The sequence below is a fragment of the Neobacillus phoenicis genome, assembly GCF_047302305.1.
In the GTDB taxonomy this organism is placed as follows: Bacteria; Bacillota; Bacilli; order Bacillales; family Cytobacillaceae; genus Neobacillus.
The window spans coordinates 1135125-1149476 of sequence record NZ_CP154847.1 but is presented as its reverse complement, the minus strand read 5'-3'; the positions used below and the strand labels follow the sequence as shown (position 1 = coordinate 1149476).

Annotated in this window: 15 protein-coding genes and 1 riboswitch; of the genes, 2 read left to right on the top strand and 13 right to left on the bottom strand. The window is 40.8% G+C overall.

Features of this window, described 5'->3' with window-relative positions; translation table 11 throughout:
* Positions 1-74 precede the first annotated feature (74 nt).
* Entirely contained in the window at positions 75-962 is an 888-nt protein-coding gene (locus AA0X95_RS06095) for an AraC family transcriptional regulator (RefSeq protein WP_413306621.1), read from the top strand.
* On the opposite strand, the gene AA0X95_RS06090 is transcribed toward AA0X95_RS06095, so the two are convergent.
* The 5 genes from AA0X95_RS06090 to AA0X95_RS06070 are packed head-to-tail and all read right to left on the bottom strand — an operon-like array spanning position 959 to position 5311.
* Complete coding sequence (locus AA0X95_RS06090) at positions 959-2239, bottom strand: TRAP transporter large permease (RefSeq protein WP_413306618.1); 1281 nt, start codon at positions 2237-2239, stop codon at positions 959-961. The genes AA0X95_RS06095 and AA0X95_RS06090 overlap by 4 nt on opposite strands.
* A 3-nt stretch (positions 2240-2242) precedes the next feature.
* Positions 2243-2728 (bottom strand): TRAP transporter small permease, encoded by a 486-nt coding sequence (locus AA0X95_RS06085; RefSeq protein ID WP_413306615.1) that lies wholly within the window; start codon positions 2726-2728, stop codon positions 2243-2245.
* A 56-nt stretch (positions 2729-2784) separates the two neighbouring features.
* Complete coding sequence (locus AA0X95_RS06080) at positions 2785-3828, bottom strand: TRAP transporter substrate-binding protein (protein WP_413306612.1); 1044 nt, start codon at positions 3826-3828, stop codon at positions 2785-2787.
* Positions 3829-4269 carry an HIT family protein gene (locus AA0X95_RS06075; protein WP_413306610.1) on the bottom strand — a complete coding sequence of 147 codons (441 nt, stop codon included), beginning with the start codon at positions 4267-4269 and terminating at the stop codon, positions 3829-3831.
* Entirely contained in the window at positions 4262-5311 is a 1050-nt protein-coding gene (locus AA0X95_RS06070) for a zinc-dependent alcohol dehydrogenase (protein ID WP_413306607.1), read from the bottom strand. The genes AA0X95_RS06075 and AA0X95_RS06070 overlap by 8 nt, the downstream gene beginning before the upstream one ends.
* A gap of 268 nt (positions 5312-5579) precedes the next feature.
* On the opposite strand from AA0X95_RS06070, the gene AA0X95_RS06065 reads away from it, so the two are divergent.
* Positions 5580-6122, top strand: a complete 543-nt coding sequence (locus tag AA0X95_RS06065) for a D-lyxose/D-mannose family sugar isomerase (RefSeq protein WP_413306605.1) — start codon at positions 5580-5582, stop codon at positions 6120-6122.
* An 87-nt stretch (positions 6123-6209) separates the two neighbouring features.
* On the opposite strand, the gene AA0X95_RS06060 is transcribed toward AA0X95_RS06065, so the two are convergent.
* The 8 genes from AA0X95_RS06060 to AA0X95_RS06025 all read right to left on the bottom strand — a co-directional run bounded on the left by AA0X95_RS06060 (position 6210) and on the right by AA0X95_RS06025 (position 14332).
* Complete coding sequence (locus AA0X95_RS06060; RefSeq protein WP_413306603.1) at positions 6210-7040, bottom strand: MetQ/NlpA family ABC transporter substrate-binding protein; 831 nt, start codon at positions 7038-7040, stop codon at positions 6210-6212.
* Between the two features lie 18 nt (positions 7041-7058).
* Entirely contained in the window at positions 7059-7733 is a 675-nt protein-coding gene (locus tag AA0X95_RS06055) for a methionine ABC transporter permease (RefSeq protein ID WP_413306600.1), read from the bottom strand.
* On the bottom strand, positions 7723-8736 hold the full coding sequence (locus tag AA0X95_RS06050) for a methionine ABC transporter ATP-binding protein (protein ID WP_413306596.1): 1014 nt from the start codon (positions 8734-8736) through the stop codon (positions 7723-7725). Before AA0X95_RS06050 ends, AA0X95_RS06055 begins: the two co-directional genes overlap by 11 nt.
* Positions 8737-8874: 138 nt before the next feature.
* A riboswitch (SAM riboswitch) is annotated at positions 8875-8980 on the bottom strand.
* A 185-nt stretch (positions 8981-9165) separates the two neighbouring features.
* Positions 9166-10311, bottom strand: a complete 1146-nt coding sequence (locus AA0X95_RS06045; protein ID WP_413306593.1) for an ABC transporter permease — start codon at positions 10309-10311, stop codon at positions 9166-9168.
* Entirely contained in the window at positions 10312-11424 is a 1113-nt protein-coding gene (locus tag AA0X95_RS06040; protein WP_413306590.1) for an ABC transporter permease, read from the bottom strand.
* Positions 11425-11442: 18 nt separating this feature from the next.
* Positions 11443-12381 (bottom strand): ABC transporter ATP-binding protein, encoded by a 939-nt coding sequence (locus AA0X95_RS06035; protein WP_413306587.1) that lies wholly within the window; start codon positions 12379-12381, stop codon positions 11443-11445.
* Positions 12382-12580: 199 nt separating this feature from the next.
* On the bottom strand, positions 12581-13690 hold the full coding sequence (locus AA0X95_RS06030; protein ID WP_413306584.1) for a sensor histidine kinase: 1110 nt from the start codon (positions 13688-13690) through the stop codon (positions 12581-12583).
* Positions 13691-14332: a response regulator gene (locus tag AA0X95_RS06025; protein WP_413306581.1), complete on the bottom strand. Its 642-nt coding sequence runs from the start codon at positions 14330-14332 to the stop codon at positions 13691-13693.
* Positions 14333-14352: the final 20 nt, after the last annotated feature.

Here is a 14352-nt window from a genome sequence, read left to right as displayed (position 1 = left end):
TCTTCAGATTTTTCAAAACACTTGAATCAAGTTATGTTAAAATTATGAGTAACTACCAAGGGGAGGACATTAGAATGCTAAGAGATAACCAATTACGCATCATTTGGATTTCACGTATAGACTACGAAAAAAATAGTGCAGTTGAAAGCCATGTTCATGATAGCTTTTATCAACTATTATTCGTTATAGATGGTGAAGGGACTATTAAAATGGATGAAAACTCATTTATCCTTCAACCGCAACATGCCTATTTTATTCCAAAAGGTTGTGTCCATAGCTTCCGTTTCACCCAAGATTCAATGACGATTGATCTCAAATTCTATATAATGTGCAAAGAATTAGAGAATCTCCTTCAGTCAAATCATTGCCGAAAACCCCTTTATATTAGCAACGTTAATGAAGTAAAAAACCTTTTTAAACTGTCTACCCAAAACTTGCATAAACCTAATGAATTATTACCTTTCAGAATCGATGCTGGATTTAAAGCGTTCCTTCTATCGATTTTAGTAGAAAGAGAGTATTCAAAGCGGGAAAATGAATTAAATTCCTATTCAGTAGAAAATGAATTTCATCCAGATTTCCCTTTTGTTGAGTACATGACTCAGCATATACAATCCAAAATATCCCTTGAGGATATTGCTAAATATTTCAATTTCCATCCTCATTATCTCATCGAAATCTTTAGGAAAGAGTTAGGGACTACTCCAATGAATTTCCTTCAGCGATTGCGATTAGAAAAGTCAAAGGAATATTTAGAATTCACCAACCTTTCCATTACAGAAATCTCTGATTTAGTAGGGTTAACGCCCCCCTATTTCTCCCGTTTATTTAGGGATAGAATAGGAATCTCACCATCAGAATATAGAGAGAAAACTCGGACCGTTATTGGTAAGGATATTGTCCTCGAGCAGGATTTTTCGTTAGGGGAGCAACCTGCTATTTTACAAAATCTATTAAGTTAGTCCAGTAAATTAGGCACAAACATTACAATTTGAGGGACAAAGGTTACTAGAAGTAGGACCACAATCATACAAACGTAAAATGGTAAGAGTGCCTTGATTACCTTTTCAACCGGGACCTTAGCAATCGCACTACCTACAAATAGTGCTCCTCCAACTGGCGGTGTAACAAGACCAATCGCCATACAAATCATCATAACGATTCCGTAATGAATTGGATTCATTCCAACACTTTGCGCAATTGGCAAAAGAATGGGTGTTGTAATCAGAATAATGGGTGCAACATCTAAGATCATTCCTAAGAATAATAGGATAGCTACAATGATTAGCTTAATAACAATAGGATTATCTGAAAGCCCCAGCATACCACTTGAAATCATTGCTGGAACCTTTAAGAAAGCCAATAACCAAGCATATCCGCTAGAAACGGCGATTAGAAAAACGACGATAGCCATTGTCTTAAATGTTCCTGATAATACATTTACAATTCTCGAAAACGGAACGTCCCGATTGACAAAGAAACTAATAATGAAAGCATAGGCAACACCAATAGCAGCAGACTCTGTAACAGTGAAAATACCTGAAATAATTCCTCCAATAATAATGACACCAGTAAACAGACCTGGAACTGCCTCTTTAGCAGCAACGAGGACTTCTTTAAAGGAGGATGGCTTTTCGGCAGGGTATTTTCTTTTTACCGCAATGATAAAAGAGGTAACCATTAAAGCAATTCCTAATAATACCCCTGGAATAATTCCCGCTAAAAATAGAGAACTGATAGAAACACCAGCACCTGCAACCAAGGCGTAAATAATCATATTATGGCTGGGAGGAATAATAATGCCCTGTGTTGCACCTGAAACTGTTACAGCAACAGAAAAATCTGTATCGTAGCCTTTCCTTTTCATCATAGGGATGAGGATAGAACCAATGGAAGAGGCATCGGCTAAGGCTGAACCAGATATTCCGCCGAATAACATACTGGTTGTGATATTTACATTTGCTAAACCTCCACGAAAACGACCAACTAATACATCCGAAAATCGGACAAGCCGTTTGGAGATCCCACCGATATTCATAATTTCTCCTGCTAAAATAAAGAAAGGAATGGCCAATAGAGGGAAGCTATTAATCCCGGTTACCATCCGCTGGGCTAACATGGATAAAGGAATATCCAATTGAAGGGCAACTACAATACATGTCAGTCCCATCGCTAACGCTACGGGAAAACCGAAAATTAGTAGAACAATAAATAAACCAAATAAAGTTAGAATGGCCATTATTCATCCCCCCTCACTTTCATCAATAACAGGATGCCATTTTCCAAATAACTCAAAAACCAAATACAAAATAATCAATCCTCCAGAAACTGGTACAGAATAATAAAGAACAGCTGATGGCATGTTAAGACCAGATATAGTAGAGGTTCTCATATCATAGGCAAACTGGCCGCCTTGAATTACCATAAATAAACCAAAGAGGATCGCTGACACTCGATGCAATTTACCTATCCACACCTTAGCCTTTTCTGGAAGTGCATTAATAAAAAGATTAATTTGAATATGACTGTTATCTTGTAATCCTACTGCAATACCAAGAAAGCCAATCCACACCATTAATAGAAGTGATAACTCTTGTATCCATGGCGGTGTAACATTGAGGACAAAACGCGAAAAAACCTGATAACAAATAATAATTGTCATCACAGAAAGCATAATATAGACAAGGTATTCAGTAATCTTCCTTAATTTCGCTAGCAAATTCTCCATTCAGGTCCCCCCTTTTGAAAGAGAAGGACAGTCAAAAGACTGTCCTTACCAATTTTTTATCTTGCATCATCGATAATTTTGAATAAGTCTCCGAATTGGGCTTTGTATTTATCATAGACTGGTTGAACCTTATCATGGAAGGCTTCTCTGTCTTCTTTTGATAATGGAATCACTTTATTACCTTTTTCCTCAACTTTCTTCATCGCTTCGTCAGAATACTTGTCATAGGCATCCTGTTGGAACTTTTCAGATTCTTTGGCAGCTTCTTTAATAATCTTTTGGTCTTCAGATGAAAGCTTATCCCAAGCCTTTTTACTCATAAATAGGACACCTGGGATTCGTAAGTGTTCTGATTCGGTAAAGTTTTTAGCAATTTCATAGTGTCCATCAGCAACGTACGTACTAACATTATTTTCTCCTCCATCAATGACACCCATCTGGAGCGCACTATAAACCTCTGATGCCGATAAAGGAGTTGGAGAAACACCTAGCTCTTTAAATGCATCTATTAAGATATCATTTTGCATGACACGAATTTTTTTCCCTTTTACATCCTTTAACTTACTAATAGGGTCCTTACTATAAAAGTTTCTTGCTCCGGCATCATAAAATGCTAAGCCAACAAGGTCCCCCTTTTCCTCTAAATTTTTAAATAGTTCCTCCCCAAGACCATTATCAATTGCCTTCCACATGTGATCACGGCTATTAAATAGGAATGGGAAACTAAATACACCAAATTTATCAGCAAACTGTGTTAGAGGACCTGCATTCGCCCTTCCCATGTCAATAACTCCTACCTGGGTCTGCTCAATAGTTGTTTTTTCATCTCCCAGCTGTCCTGCAGTGTAGACGTCAATTTTAATACGTCCATCTGATTTTTGTTCAACGATTTTAGCAAATTCCTTTTCAGCTAGAGAATCTGGATAATCGTCCACTTGTGCCTCGGAAAGGCGAAGAGTGATTTTTTCACCTGTTGCCTTGCTTTTTCCATCTCCTTTACTACTTGTACTGCTCTCCTCTGCACTACAGCCTATGATGGAAATGGCTAATGACATGACGGTAATAGGCACTGCCAACTTTTTCAATAAAGATTTCTTCATCTAAATCCCCCTCACGATTTTTAGCTGTTCTAAAATGCCTTCAATTCTCTCTCTATTGTCACTATCCTTCATTAATAATCTGGATATAGGGCTGTTTACAAATGCCTCTCCCCATTCAGGTCCCCCTTCGTATTTAGGAACTAAATGAAAATGGAGATGAGAGACAAGGTCGCCATAGATAGCATAATTAATTTTATCAGCCTTAAATGCCCTTTGAATCGCTTCCGCCGCAATGGAAACGTCCTTCATAAAAGCTGTTAGTTCTACTTCTGACAGTTCAAACAGCTCCCTCTTATGGGAGTGAAAGGCAATTATGCATCTCCCTTTATGAGTTTGATCTCTATTCAAGTAAAGTATAGAGGACGGAAGCTTGCTTATTTCTATCATTAGATTGGTTAATTGCTCATCCTTGTCGCAGTAAAAGCAACCTGTTTTACTCATCGCTTCCCTCTCGATTCACCTCACAATCTATCATTACATGAATCGTATCTCCTTTATGTTCATTACGAATTTTAAACGCTTCATCCACTCTTGATAGAGGGAAGATATGAGTAATCGTTTCCTTTGTATTGACTAATCCATCAAGAACTAACTTTAAGCCCTCATCAAAATATCTTCTATTATCGATATCTCGTTTTGGTTCTGTAGAGAAGATATCCAGACGCTTCTTGTGAACTTTAAAGAAATCAACTGGTTTATGACATGTCCCAATACAGCCATACATTACAATTCGGCCATTTTGGGCAGCAGCGTCAATCGCATCAACCATTCCAGAACCCTCTAGTAAGCAAGGAATGACGATATCAAATCCCTCAGGGAAGTCCTCTCCCACAATATCCATTGTTCTAGCATCCGGTGATGGCATCTTATACGTATGTGTTGCCCCATACTTTTTTGCAAGTTCAAGTTTTTCATCAAATAAATCAGTAACAACTAAATTTCGAGGGCTGTATAAATTAACCACCTGTGTTAAGGCAAGACCGCTTACACCCTGTCCCATAATTAACACATTCTTATTCGGTGAAATGTCGGCATTTTCTGCAGCAGATAACAAAGCTGGCAACACCTCAATAAGTGAACCTTCTATTAAAGGAAAATCCTTTGGTAGTACTTTTACAGCGAAAGGACTGCAGCAAACATACTCTGCAAATGCTCCCCACACATATCGTAGGGCAACATGATCTCCTTCTTTAATCCCAATAATATTTTTCCCCACCTTATCCACAACACCTGCAACCTCATGCCCAAGTCTAGTCGGATAAGTGATAAACTCAGGTTCTCTTGCTCCGCGATATACCTCTACATCACTTCCGCAAATTCCAACCCATTTTACTTTAATTCTGACTTCATTGTCAGCAGGTTCAGGTATTTTTGCCCTTTTCACTTCAATATTCCCTACATCTGTCATAACAGCACAAAGTTGTGTGTCTGGCCCTTCATAGTCAACTAGTTCCATTGGAGGCACTGTCATTTTTCTTACCAATTTACCCATCTCCTATTTTCATAATTGTCAGTTTTGTAAACACTTTCATTTTCTATTGTTAGTTTAAGTGAATGATGGCCCTTCATCCATGTCGACAATACACATGAATTTAACCAAAATTCAGCTTCAGCAGAATTCTGGTTAAACCATTTTTGATAATATGAATTTTGGTTAAACAGACCTGTATATTAGGCATGGATGTTACAAGTGATTGGATTAATACTGACATTAAGAGGCTTATCAATATTACTAAAGAGGAGGAAGTAGAATGAAAAAAGCGGAGTACGATTTAATTCGCAGTGAAAGTTTAAAATATCTTGAAAAAGCTGGAATTTTATTAACAGACGATGAAGTTGAAAACTTTGAAGTGGCAGATTTTGGTCTTGGTAGAATTCGTGAATTCGGGTTACAGCTTGTTGTTTACGTAAATACGGACCGATGCTGTGCAAAAGATCTTGTACTGTTACCTAAACAAACATGTCCTGAACACATCCATCCACCTGTTGGCGAATACATAGGGAAGGAAGAAACCTTTAGATGTCGCTATGGTACGGTCTACTTATATGTGCCAGGTGTGAAAGCTGACAATCCCCAGGCAACAATTCCTGAAGATAAAGAAGAATACTTTACCGTTTGGAATGAAATTGAACTAAAGCCAGGACAACAATACACCCTATTACCTAATACACCACACTGGTTCCAAGCCGGTCCAGAAGGAGCAGTAGTTTCAGAGTTCTCTACAAAAAGCTTAGATGAATACGATATCTTTATAGATCCAGAGATTAAGAGAATACCTGTTGTTGAAAACTAGAATGTAGCTAACCCCAGAGTTTTTAATTGGGGTTAGCCACTCTTTTATTAAAAAAAGACGCTTTTTTCAGCGTCTTTTTTCGTTCCCCTATTTCTTCATCCACTCCGGCTTCCCAAAGCCCTTGAACTTCTCATCGATAACTTTTTCAAAGTCTGCAGATTCCACAACTTCTTTAATATCTTTTGCAAGTTGAGAATCTTTGTTTTCTGTTTTCACCGCTACAATATTACGATACGAATCAAGCATGTTTTCAAGTGCTAATGCATCAAGTAAGTTCATTTTTGCCGCTAATGCGAAGTTACCAGGAACTGCGGCTAAATCGACACTGTCCACAGATCGAGGTAGCTGTCCTGCTTCAATCGCCTGGAACTTCAGGTTTTTCTTATTTTCAACAATGTCCTTCTCAGAAACTTTTAACGGGTCGGCACTTTCGTTGATTTTAATTAAGCCTTCATCACGAAGCGTATTTAAGGCACGAGCCGCATTTGTTGGATCATTTGGAAGCGTAACGGTTGCTCCGTCTTTTACTTCATCCAGTGATTTGTATTTCTTTGAGTAAAGCCCCATTGGTGCAGTTGGTACAGAAATCAATGTAGACAACTTCATATTGTTTTCCTTCGCAAAATTCTTTAGATAGATAGAATGCTGGAATAGGTTTGCTTGGATATCCCCATTATCTAACGCTTTGTTTGGTTGGATATAATCGCTGAATTCCACAATCTCCACTTTGTAGCCCTTCTTTTCTAACCCAGGAACAATTGCTTCCTTCAACATATCGCTATACGGACCAGCAGTTGCCCCTAATTTGATGTCCTTTGATTTTGCCTCTGCTTTGTCTTTGCTTTCTGAACTGCTGCCGCATGCTGCTAACGCACCTACGAGTAAAACTAACACCATTGCTAAAAACCATTTTTTCATGACTTTTTCCTTCTTTCTTTATCTTCTTTTATCGACAACTTTGGCAATGTAATCACCAAGCAGTTGAATAACCTGAACTAAAATAATTAATATAACGACAGTGGCAATCATGATGGTATTGTCATAGCGGTAATACCCAAAGCGAATCGCTAAATCTCCAATTCCGCCTCCGCCGACTGTACCGGCCATCGCCGAGAATCCAATTAAACTAATAAGGGTCAACGTAATACCAGAGATGATTCCTGATCTCGCTTCAAGGAGCAGGACATCCTTAATAATCATGGTTGGCGTTGCTCCCGCAGCAATCGCTGCTTCGATGACCCCCTTGTCAATTTCCCTTAATGCCGTTTCAACAATTCGGGCAAAGAACGGAATCGCCGCCACCGATAGCGAAACACTTGCTGCTGTTGGACCAATCGTCGAACCAACGATGAAGTTGGTTAATGGAATTAGCGCCACCAGCAATATAATAAATGGAATCGAACGGATCAAGTTCACCAAGAATCCCATGATCACTTGAATCAAGCGATTTTGTAAAAACAAGCCTTTGTCTGTGACAAATAATAGGATTCCCACTGGAAGGCCAATGACGATGCTAATCGCTAAGGAAATCACAATCATATAAATCGTTTGCATAAAAGCAGTATTGATATCTGGAATTAACTCCACCAGATGCTGAAAATCAAAGCCCATTACGTAACACCTCCACTTGCGCTGCCCGGTCTTCGATGTATTGAAGTGCGGATAAAACTTCTTCCTTCTTACCCTTCAGTTCCATAATGAAAATACCCAAGGGCAGTTCCTGAATGTATTCAATCGAACCATGCAGGAAATTTCCTTTTACGCTGAATTTCTGCAGCATATCGGAAATGACCCCCTCTCCGGCAACTTTTCCTTTAAACAACACCTTGATAATGGGTCCTTCACAGCTAGATAGAATTGCTTCTGGAATATCAAAAGATACTACACTATCAATAAACTCCTTGGTTAATTCTGCTCGAGGGTTGGCGAAAATGTCATACACCGCACCCTCTTCAATGACCTTGCCGTCTTGCATGATCGCCATCCGGTGGCAAATTTCTTTGACTACATCCATCTCATGTGTGATCAAAATAATTGTAATGTTAAGCTCCCTGTTGATCCTTTTTAATAGATTCAAGATCGACTTGGTTGTGGTCGGATCAAGGGCGGAGGTTGCTTCATCACAAAGTAAAACCGATGGATTATTGGCGAGTGCCCGAGCAATTCCTACCCGTTGCTTTTGCCCTCCACTCAGCTGGGCTGGATACACATCGCGCTTATCCGCAAGTCCCACCGTTTCTAGTAATTCCATGACACGGGTGCTGATTTCATTCTTCGGATAGTTGGCTGCTTTCAGTGAAAAAGCAATGTTCTCATACACTGTCTTCTGGCTGATAAGATAAAAGTGTTGAAAAATCATGCCAATCTTTAGGCGGGCTAAGCGGAGCTTTTCCCCTTTTAAGGAAGTAAGGTCTGTTCCGTCGACAGTAATGCTGCCTGAAGTGGGCCGCTCCAATAGGTTGATGCAACGGAGTAACGAGCTTTTACCCGCACCTGAGTAGCCGACGATGCCATAGATTTCGCCTCGTTGAACCGTTAAAGAAACGTCATCCACTCCCTTGACCGTGCCATTTTTTGTTTTATATTCTTTTGTTAACTGACGAATTTCAATCATAATGATGTCCTCTTTTTATAAATGATATTTTAAGATAATGTTTGTCTAGTAAGCTTGCTATGACCCAGTTGGTCTTTTTCCATACAAAAAATGCCCCTTTCATCTGAAAGGAGCATCGAAATACAAACGATTATTTCAAGCTTATCTTTCAGAATGAAGTTCATTCTGCTGGAATTGGCACCTTCCCGGTTAGGGGGTTGCCGGACGTCATAGGGCCAAGTCCCTCGGTCACTCTCGATAAGAATTATTAGTTTTTTTTAATATTTTTGATATTACTAATCTATTCCTATATTGTCAATCGTCAAAAAATAATATTCTACCATTGTAAGTGTTTCCATTATTATTATATCAACTATTTAGGGCGTCAAAAAAAAATTTGGGGGACAGTCCCCCGTTGCGCTAAAGCGCCGGGGGACTGTCCCCGCTCTTTTAGATAAAGTTCTGTGTGGTGTTGTTTCTGCTGAACCGATACACGGCGATCAGGAAGAAGGCAGCTGCAAAGGCGAATAGGATGATGTAGTGTAGGTACAGGCCGCTGAAGGTGCTTCCTTCCTGCAATTTAGTGAGTGTGTCTAGTGTCCAGCGCTGCGGCAGGAATTCAGCGATTTTTTGCAAGGATTTCGGCATGACTTCAACTGGCCAGAAGCAGCCGGACAGCATGACAGTTGGAGTGATCACTAAGTTTTGCAATGCGCCCGCCGCACTTCGGTTGTTGGCGAAAGAAATAATCACTAATGACAAGCCGACAGAAATCAAGGAAAAGAGAATCATAACAAACGCGGCTTCCCAAATGGACACATTCACGCCCATATCAAAGACCGTTCTCATAATGGTTAACGTGATTAACACCTGGATCGTCATCACAATCATATTCACGACCACATTCGCGAATAAATACTTCCTCGCATTGATCGGTGTCGATAATAAGCGGTAATACGTCCGCTGTTCTTTTTCCAACAAAATAATCTCAGATAGATTAACTGCCGACATCATCATGATCATAATCAGGAACCCAATCGCTTGGTTGGTCATAAGCTTATTTTTTGAAGCATCTTCCACCGAATGGGTCGCAAGCTTATATCCGCTTTGCTGATAGTCCTTCACCATCTGTTCGAACTTCGGCTGATTTCCGTCCGCCGCACGACTGATCGTTGCTACATTATTGATATATTGATATAAATAGGACTTCACGAATCCTGTCACCGCAGCCCCTTTTATGGAGCTAATCTCAATATGGTCAGGCGAACCCTTCAGCACGCTTTCTGAGAATCCTTTTTCAAAGGTAATCACAGAGTCTAGCTTGCCGGATGTAATCTGCGACTTACCCTCTGCTGCCTCCACCTCGGATACCTTCACATTCTCTAACCCCTTGAGAAATTGAATCGTATCGTCCGTGATCTCACCCTTGTCTTGATTCACGACGCCCACCGTTAGGGTCGGTGTTTGATTTCCGCCATAGGCAAGAAGGGCAATGAAAATTCCCACCAAAGGCATTAACAAGAACATGATTACATTTTTTCGTTTGCGAAACGTCATACTTAATGTGTTTTGAATTAACCAGAGGATATCTTTCATTTATAGCCCCTCCCGTCGTTTTAAAGAGATAACCGCTATTACTAAAAAGAGGAGTGACCCAGCCATGTTGATCGTGATTGCAGGGATGGCCGCAGATAGGTCATTCGCATAAATTAATTTCATTAGCCCGTTGTTCATCCAAGTAAGGGGAGAAAGCTCCGTAATAAATTTGAAGAAACCCTCAGGATTCACAATCCTTAAATAGGACCCGCCAAAGAAGGAGGATAACTGGGCAACGAGTGTAATGATCACTTTTGGAGCGGCATGTGTTTTTGCCAAAAAGCTGATTCCAATCCCTAAGCTCACCGCAAAAATAATTTCTGTCAAAAGAACCAGGTAAACCAGTCCTTCATGATCGCCCCAATTCGCATGGAATAACAGCTTGCTCAGCTGAACCACCAGCAAGGCAGATAAACTACTGCTGACAAGACTTCCAAGTACTTTTCCGATAAAAATTTCACTCTTTCTAATCGGAGAGGCAATTAGACGATTGGCTGTCCCTCTCACTCGTTCTTCCACAATTAACGAACTGGCCGACATCGCTCCGTACAGGATAATCATTGTCGTAATCACAATCGCGTAATAGTCCATCGAACTCGGCTGCTTATCCGGTTGAAGCGAAGTTTCTTTGATAAAATTCGCTTGGCTGTCGCGAGAAAACGCTGCTTCCATTTTATCCGGTGCCGTCTTCATGATTTCAGTAGCAATATTGTATTGATCCACATAAGCAGAAAGCATACCTTGAAGGATGTTTCCTTCGATGCTGCTGCCATTATTGAGATACAACTGTACACCCTCATCAGTTACCTTGACATAGCCATCCACTTTACTTTGCTGCACGTCTTTTTTCGCCTTGGATTCATCGGTGACTTTTTTAAAATGAACACCCGACTTTTTGACCTCCGTAACGAACGGCTGAAAGTTCTCTCCCTTTGTTGTATCCGTGTATAACACGTGGAGATCATCCACAGGAATACTGGTCGTAAACGTGTTCGACAGTGCCGTACCCAGCACAAGCATCAAGACAATCGGAAAGAGGAGCATAAAAAACAAGGTTCTTCTATCACGAAAATCTGATTTAATTCCTTTCCAAGCCATACTGATAATGTTCATGGCCGTCCCCTCCTTTCCTTATTGGTCCCTTAAATTCCTGCCTGTTAACGTTAAAAAGACGGTTTCTAAGTTCGGCGCTTTTTCCTGCAATGAACGGATTTCGATGTGCTGACTCATAAAGTGTTCCATAATTTGATTTAAGTTGTTCACGCCTGTATCCGAGTTAATTTTGATAAAGTTTTCGTCCACCGTAACGGCTTCGACACCTTTAATTTCCTTAATGGCCTGAACGTTCACGTGTTCCGTTGATTTGACCTCTATCCATAAATCCTTTGTATTGGTGATAATGGATTTCAGCTGTTCCTTCGTGCCTTCTGCAATGATTTTCCCATGGTCGATGATGGCAATTTGCGTGCAGATTTCTTCTACTTCCTCCATATAGTGGCTGGTGTAAATAATCGTACAGCCCATCTCATTTAGCTTGCGGACCGAATTGAGGATGTAATTGCGCGATTGTGGATCGATACCCACGGTTGGCTCATCCATGATAATCAGCTTTGGCCGATGAGCAATGGCGCAGGCAATATTTAAGCGGCGTTTCATCCCGCCGGAAAAACTTTTCGGATAACTTTTATGGCGGTCTTGTAGTCCGACAAATTCTAAGGCTTCCTCCACTCGCTCTTTTAACTCGGCCCCGCGCAAACCGTACAGTCCGGCAAAGAATTTCACATTCTCATAGGCCGTCATGTCCTCGTAAATAGCGAGGTCCTGCGGCACCATTCCGATATTCATTTTGGCGTAACGGCTGTGCTTCACCGTATCCTTGCCAAGGATCGTAATCGTACCCTCGTTGCTGCGCAAGAGACCGGCAATCATGTTAATCGTCGTACTTTTCCCCGCTCCATTGGATCCGAGGAACCCAAAGATTTCTCCTTCTTTTACAGATAAGCTCATATGGTCGACAGCAATAAAATCACTGAATTTCTTCGTTAAGTTTCTAATTTCCAACACGTTCATCGTGTTCACCCCTGTTCCCTTGTATAGTTCAAGTATAAAAAAAAGAATGAACCTGCATAAGTGCAATCGTTCATTCTTTTTACATGAGAATCTTCATGTTTTTCGTGTGAGATGGTCATGGTGACGGATTGGGCAACGTTGTCTTGTGTGAAGAACATCATGGGGGTGTGATTGGCAACCAGGTTTTGTGCGAAAAACCCTATGCTGGTGCGATCGGCAACAAGGTGGTGACCGAAAAACCATGCGTGCTGTCAACGATAATTTTTCCATTCACAGTAGCCGTCCTCTCTTCCATCCCAATAATCCCAAGACCCTTCTTGATTATCTCCGTTCCAACTCCATTGTCCTTTACTTCGACGCGAATGATTTTGTTTAACACTTTGACATCCACCGAAGCAAGCGTGGACCCAGAATACTTCATGGCATTCGTTAATGCCTCCGTGACATTCTCATGGATAATTTTCCACTGAATCGGCGTGATGAGATCCAAATTGCCTTCATAGGTAAGGACAGTTTTGATGGATTGCTTGGCGTTAAAATCGTCGATTAAGAGCTTCGTCCGGTTAATTCCCACCTGCTCGGTTGGGGGCTTCATATTTTTTAACGTCATTCGAATATTTTCAATCCCCTCCTTGGAGATATTGATGGCGTTTTGCAATAGTTCGGTGGCTTTTGACTGGTCGGTCTCCATCAAGCGTTTCGCCGCTTCCATTTGAAAAAGAGCCCCGGTCATCGAGTGGCCGATTTTATCGTGAATCTCCTGTGAAATTCGATTCCGCTCTTCTAACTTAAACGTGTATTCTGACTGACGGATGTATTCCGTGTTTTCATTGATATTCTTCGTTAACCTGTGGAGCGTTTTTCGCATCGTATCAATCTGGGCTTCATTTTTTTCGAGCTTATCCTGATACAGTTGGGCCATGGTGAAAATCAAAAAACAAAGAGTGGCCGCCAACCCGTAAATAGGCTGAAGCTCGACCTTTATGTAAAGGATAGGAACCGCGGATAGAATCAATAGAGTAAGACGACTATGCACAAATTCTCCCGCCAATTCGATGATTGCTAGCGGCAATACCAAACAAAACAACGGCTGAACAAGAATGCAGGCCGTAACCGAGAGAGCAATCGTGAGCATCAGCAGCACCCGTTTAACGGTGTGATTTTTAAAGATATACATCGTGATATTGAGACAAAAATAAAGCAAAGAGGCAAGGACCACCCACGAAATGTGACTGACCTCTTCGCGAATACAGGTAAACGCGATATATACCAAGAGGATTAGCTTTGTAAAAATCATCCAAAGCTCCATTTAATCTACTTTCCCTGTCAGATAGTAAATAGCGATTTGGGTACGGTGCTCGAGTCCAGTTTTATTTAGGATTGAAGTAATGTAATTGGCGACCGTTCCTTCAGAGATAAACAGTTCTTTAGAGATGGCTTTGTTGGAATACCCTTTGGCAATCAAAGACATAATGGCCCGCTCTCTTTCCGTAAAAAGAGTGAGGTCCAGCTTGGTTTCAGACGGATTCGTGCCGCTGCCCAAGTTCGATTTCAGCTTCTCTAAAATGACGTCCTGAATAATGCTATTGCCTTTGTACACACTTTTGATGGCATCGCGAATTTGTTCCGGGTCGTTATTTTTCAATAAATAGCCTTTCGCACCGTTTTTAATAGCATCCATTATGTATTCATCATCATCAAAGGTCGTCAAGATGATAGGCTTTGTCTTCGTCTTTTCGGTCAAAAGCTTAGTGGCTTCCACTCCGTTCATATTCGGCATTCGGACGTCTAGCAAAGCAATATCAACCTCATGCGTTTGGCAGTATTCCACCGCTTCTTTTCCATCACTCACGGTGTCCAGCACGTCAAATTCCGCATAGGTAGATAGAATGATTTTTAACCCTTCGCGAATAAATGAGTTATCATCTGCAATTATGACTTTGATTTTCATAAGATGGGGAGCCCCTCTCC

Bases quoted from the DNA above. Each gene is read 5' to 3' on its own strand.
- AA0X95_RS06095 (WP_413306621.1), top strand. From the start codon at position 75: ATGCTAAGAGATAACCAATTACGCATCATTTGGATTTCACGTATAGAC.
- AA0X95_RS06090 (WP_413306618.1), bottom strand. From the start codon at position 2,239: ATGGCCATTCTAACTTTATTTGGTTTATTTATTGTTCTACTAATTTTC.
- AA0X95_RS06085 (WP_413306615.1), bottom strand. From the start codon at position 2,728: ATGGAGAATTTGCTAGCGAAATTAAGGAAGATTACTGAATACCTTGTC.
- AA0X95_RS06080 (WP_413306612.1), bottom strand. From the start codon at position 3,828: ATGAAGAAATCTTTATTGAAAAAGTTGGCAGTGCCTATTACCGTCATG.
- AA0X95_RS06075 (WP_413306610.1), bottom strand. From the start codon at position 4,269: ATGAGTAAAACAGGTTGCTTTTACTGCGACAAGGATGAGCAATTAACC.
- AA0X95_RS06065 (WP_413306605.1), top strand. From the start codon at position 5,580: ATGAAAAAAGCGGAGTACGATTTAATTCGCAGTGAAAGTTTAAAATAT.
- AA0X95_RS06060 (WP_413306603.1), bottom strand. From the start codon at position 7,040: ATGAAAAAATGGTTTTTAGCAATGGTGTTAGTTTTACTCGTAGGTGCG.
- AA0X95_RS06055 (WP_413306600.1), bottom strand. From the start codon at position 7,733: ATGGGCTTTGATTTTCAGCATCTGGTGGAGTTAATTCCAGATATCAAT.
- AA0X95_RS06050 (WP_413306596.1), bottom strand. From the start codon at position 8,736: ATGATTGAAATTCGTCAGTTAACAAAAGAATATAAAACAAAAAATGGC.
- AA0X95_RS06045 (WP_413306593.1), bottom strand. From the start codon at position 10,311: ATGAAAGATATCCTCTGGTTAATTCAAAACACATTAAGTATGACGTTT.
- AA0X95_RS06040 (WP_413306590.1), bottom strand. From the start codon at position 11,424: ATGAACATTATCAGTATGGCTTGGAAAGGAATTAAATCAGATTTTCGT.
- AA0X95_RS06035 (WP_413306587.1), bottom strand. From the start codon at position 12,381: ATGAACGTGTTGGAAATTAGAAACTTAACGAAGAAATTCAGTGATTTT.
- AA0X95_RS06030 (WP_413306584.1), bottom strand. From the start codon at position 13,690: ATGGAGCTTTGGATGATTTTTACAAAGCTAATCCTCTTGGTATATATC.
- AA0X95_RS06025 (WP_413306581.1), bottom strand. From the start codon at position 14,332: ATGAAAATCAAAGTCATAATTGCAGATGATAACTCATTTATTCGCGAA.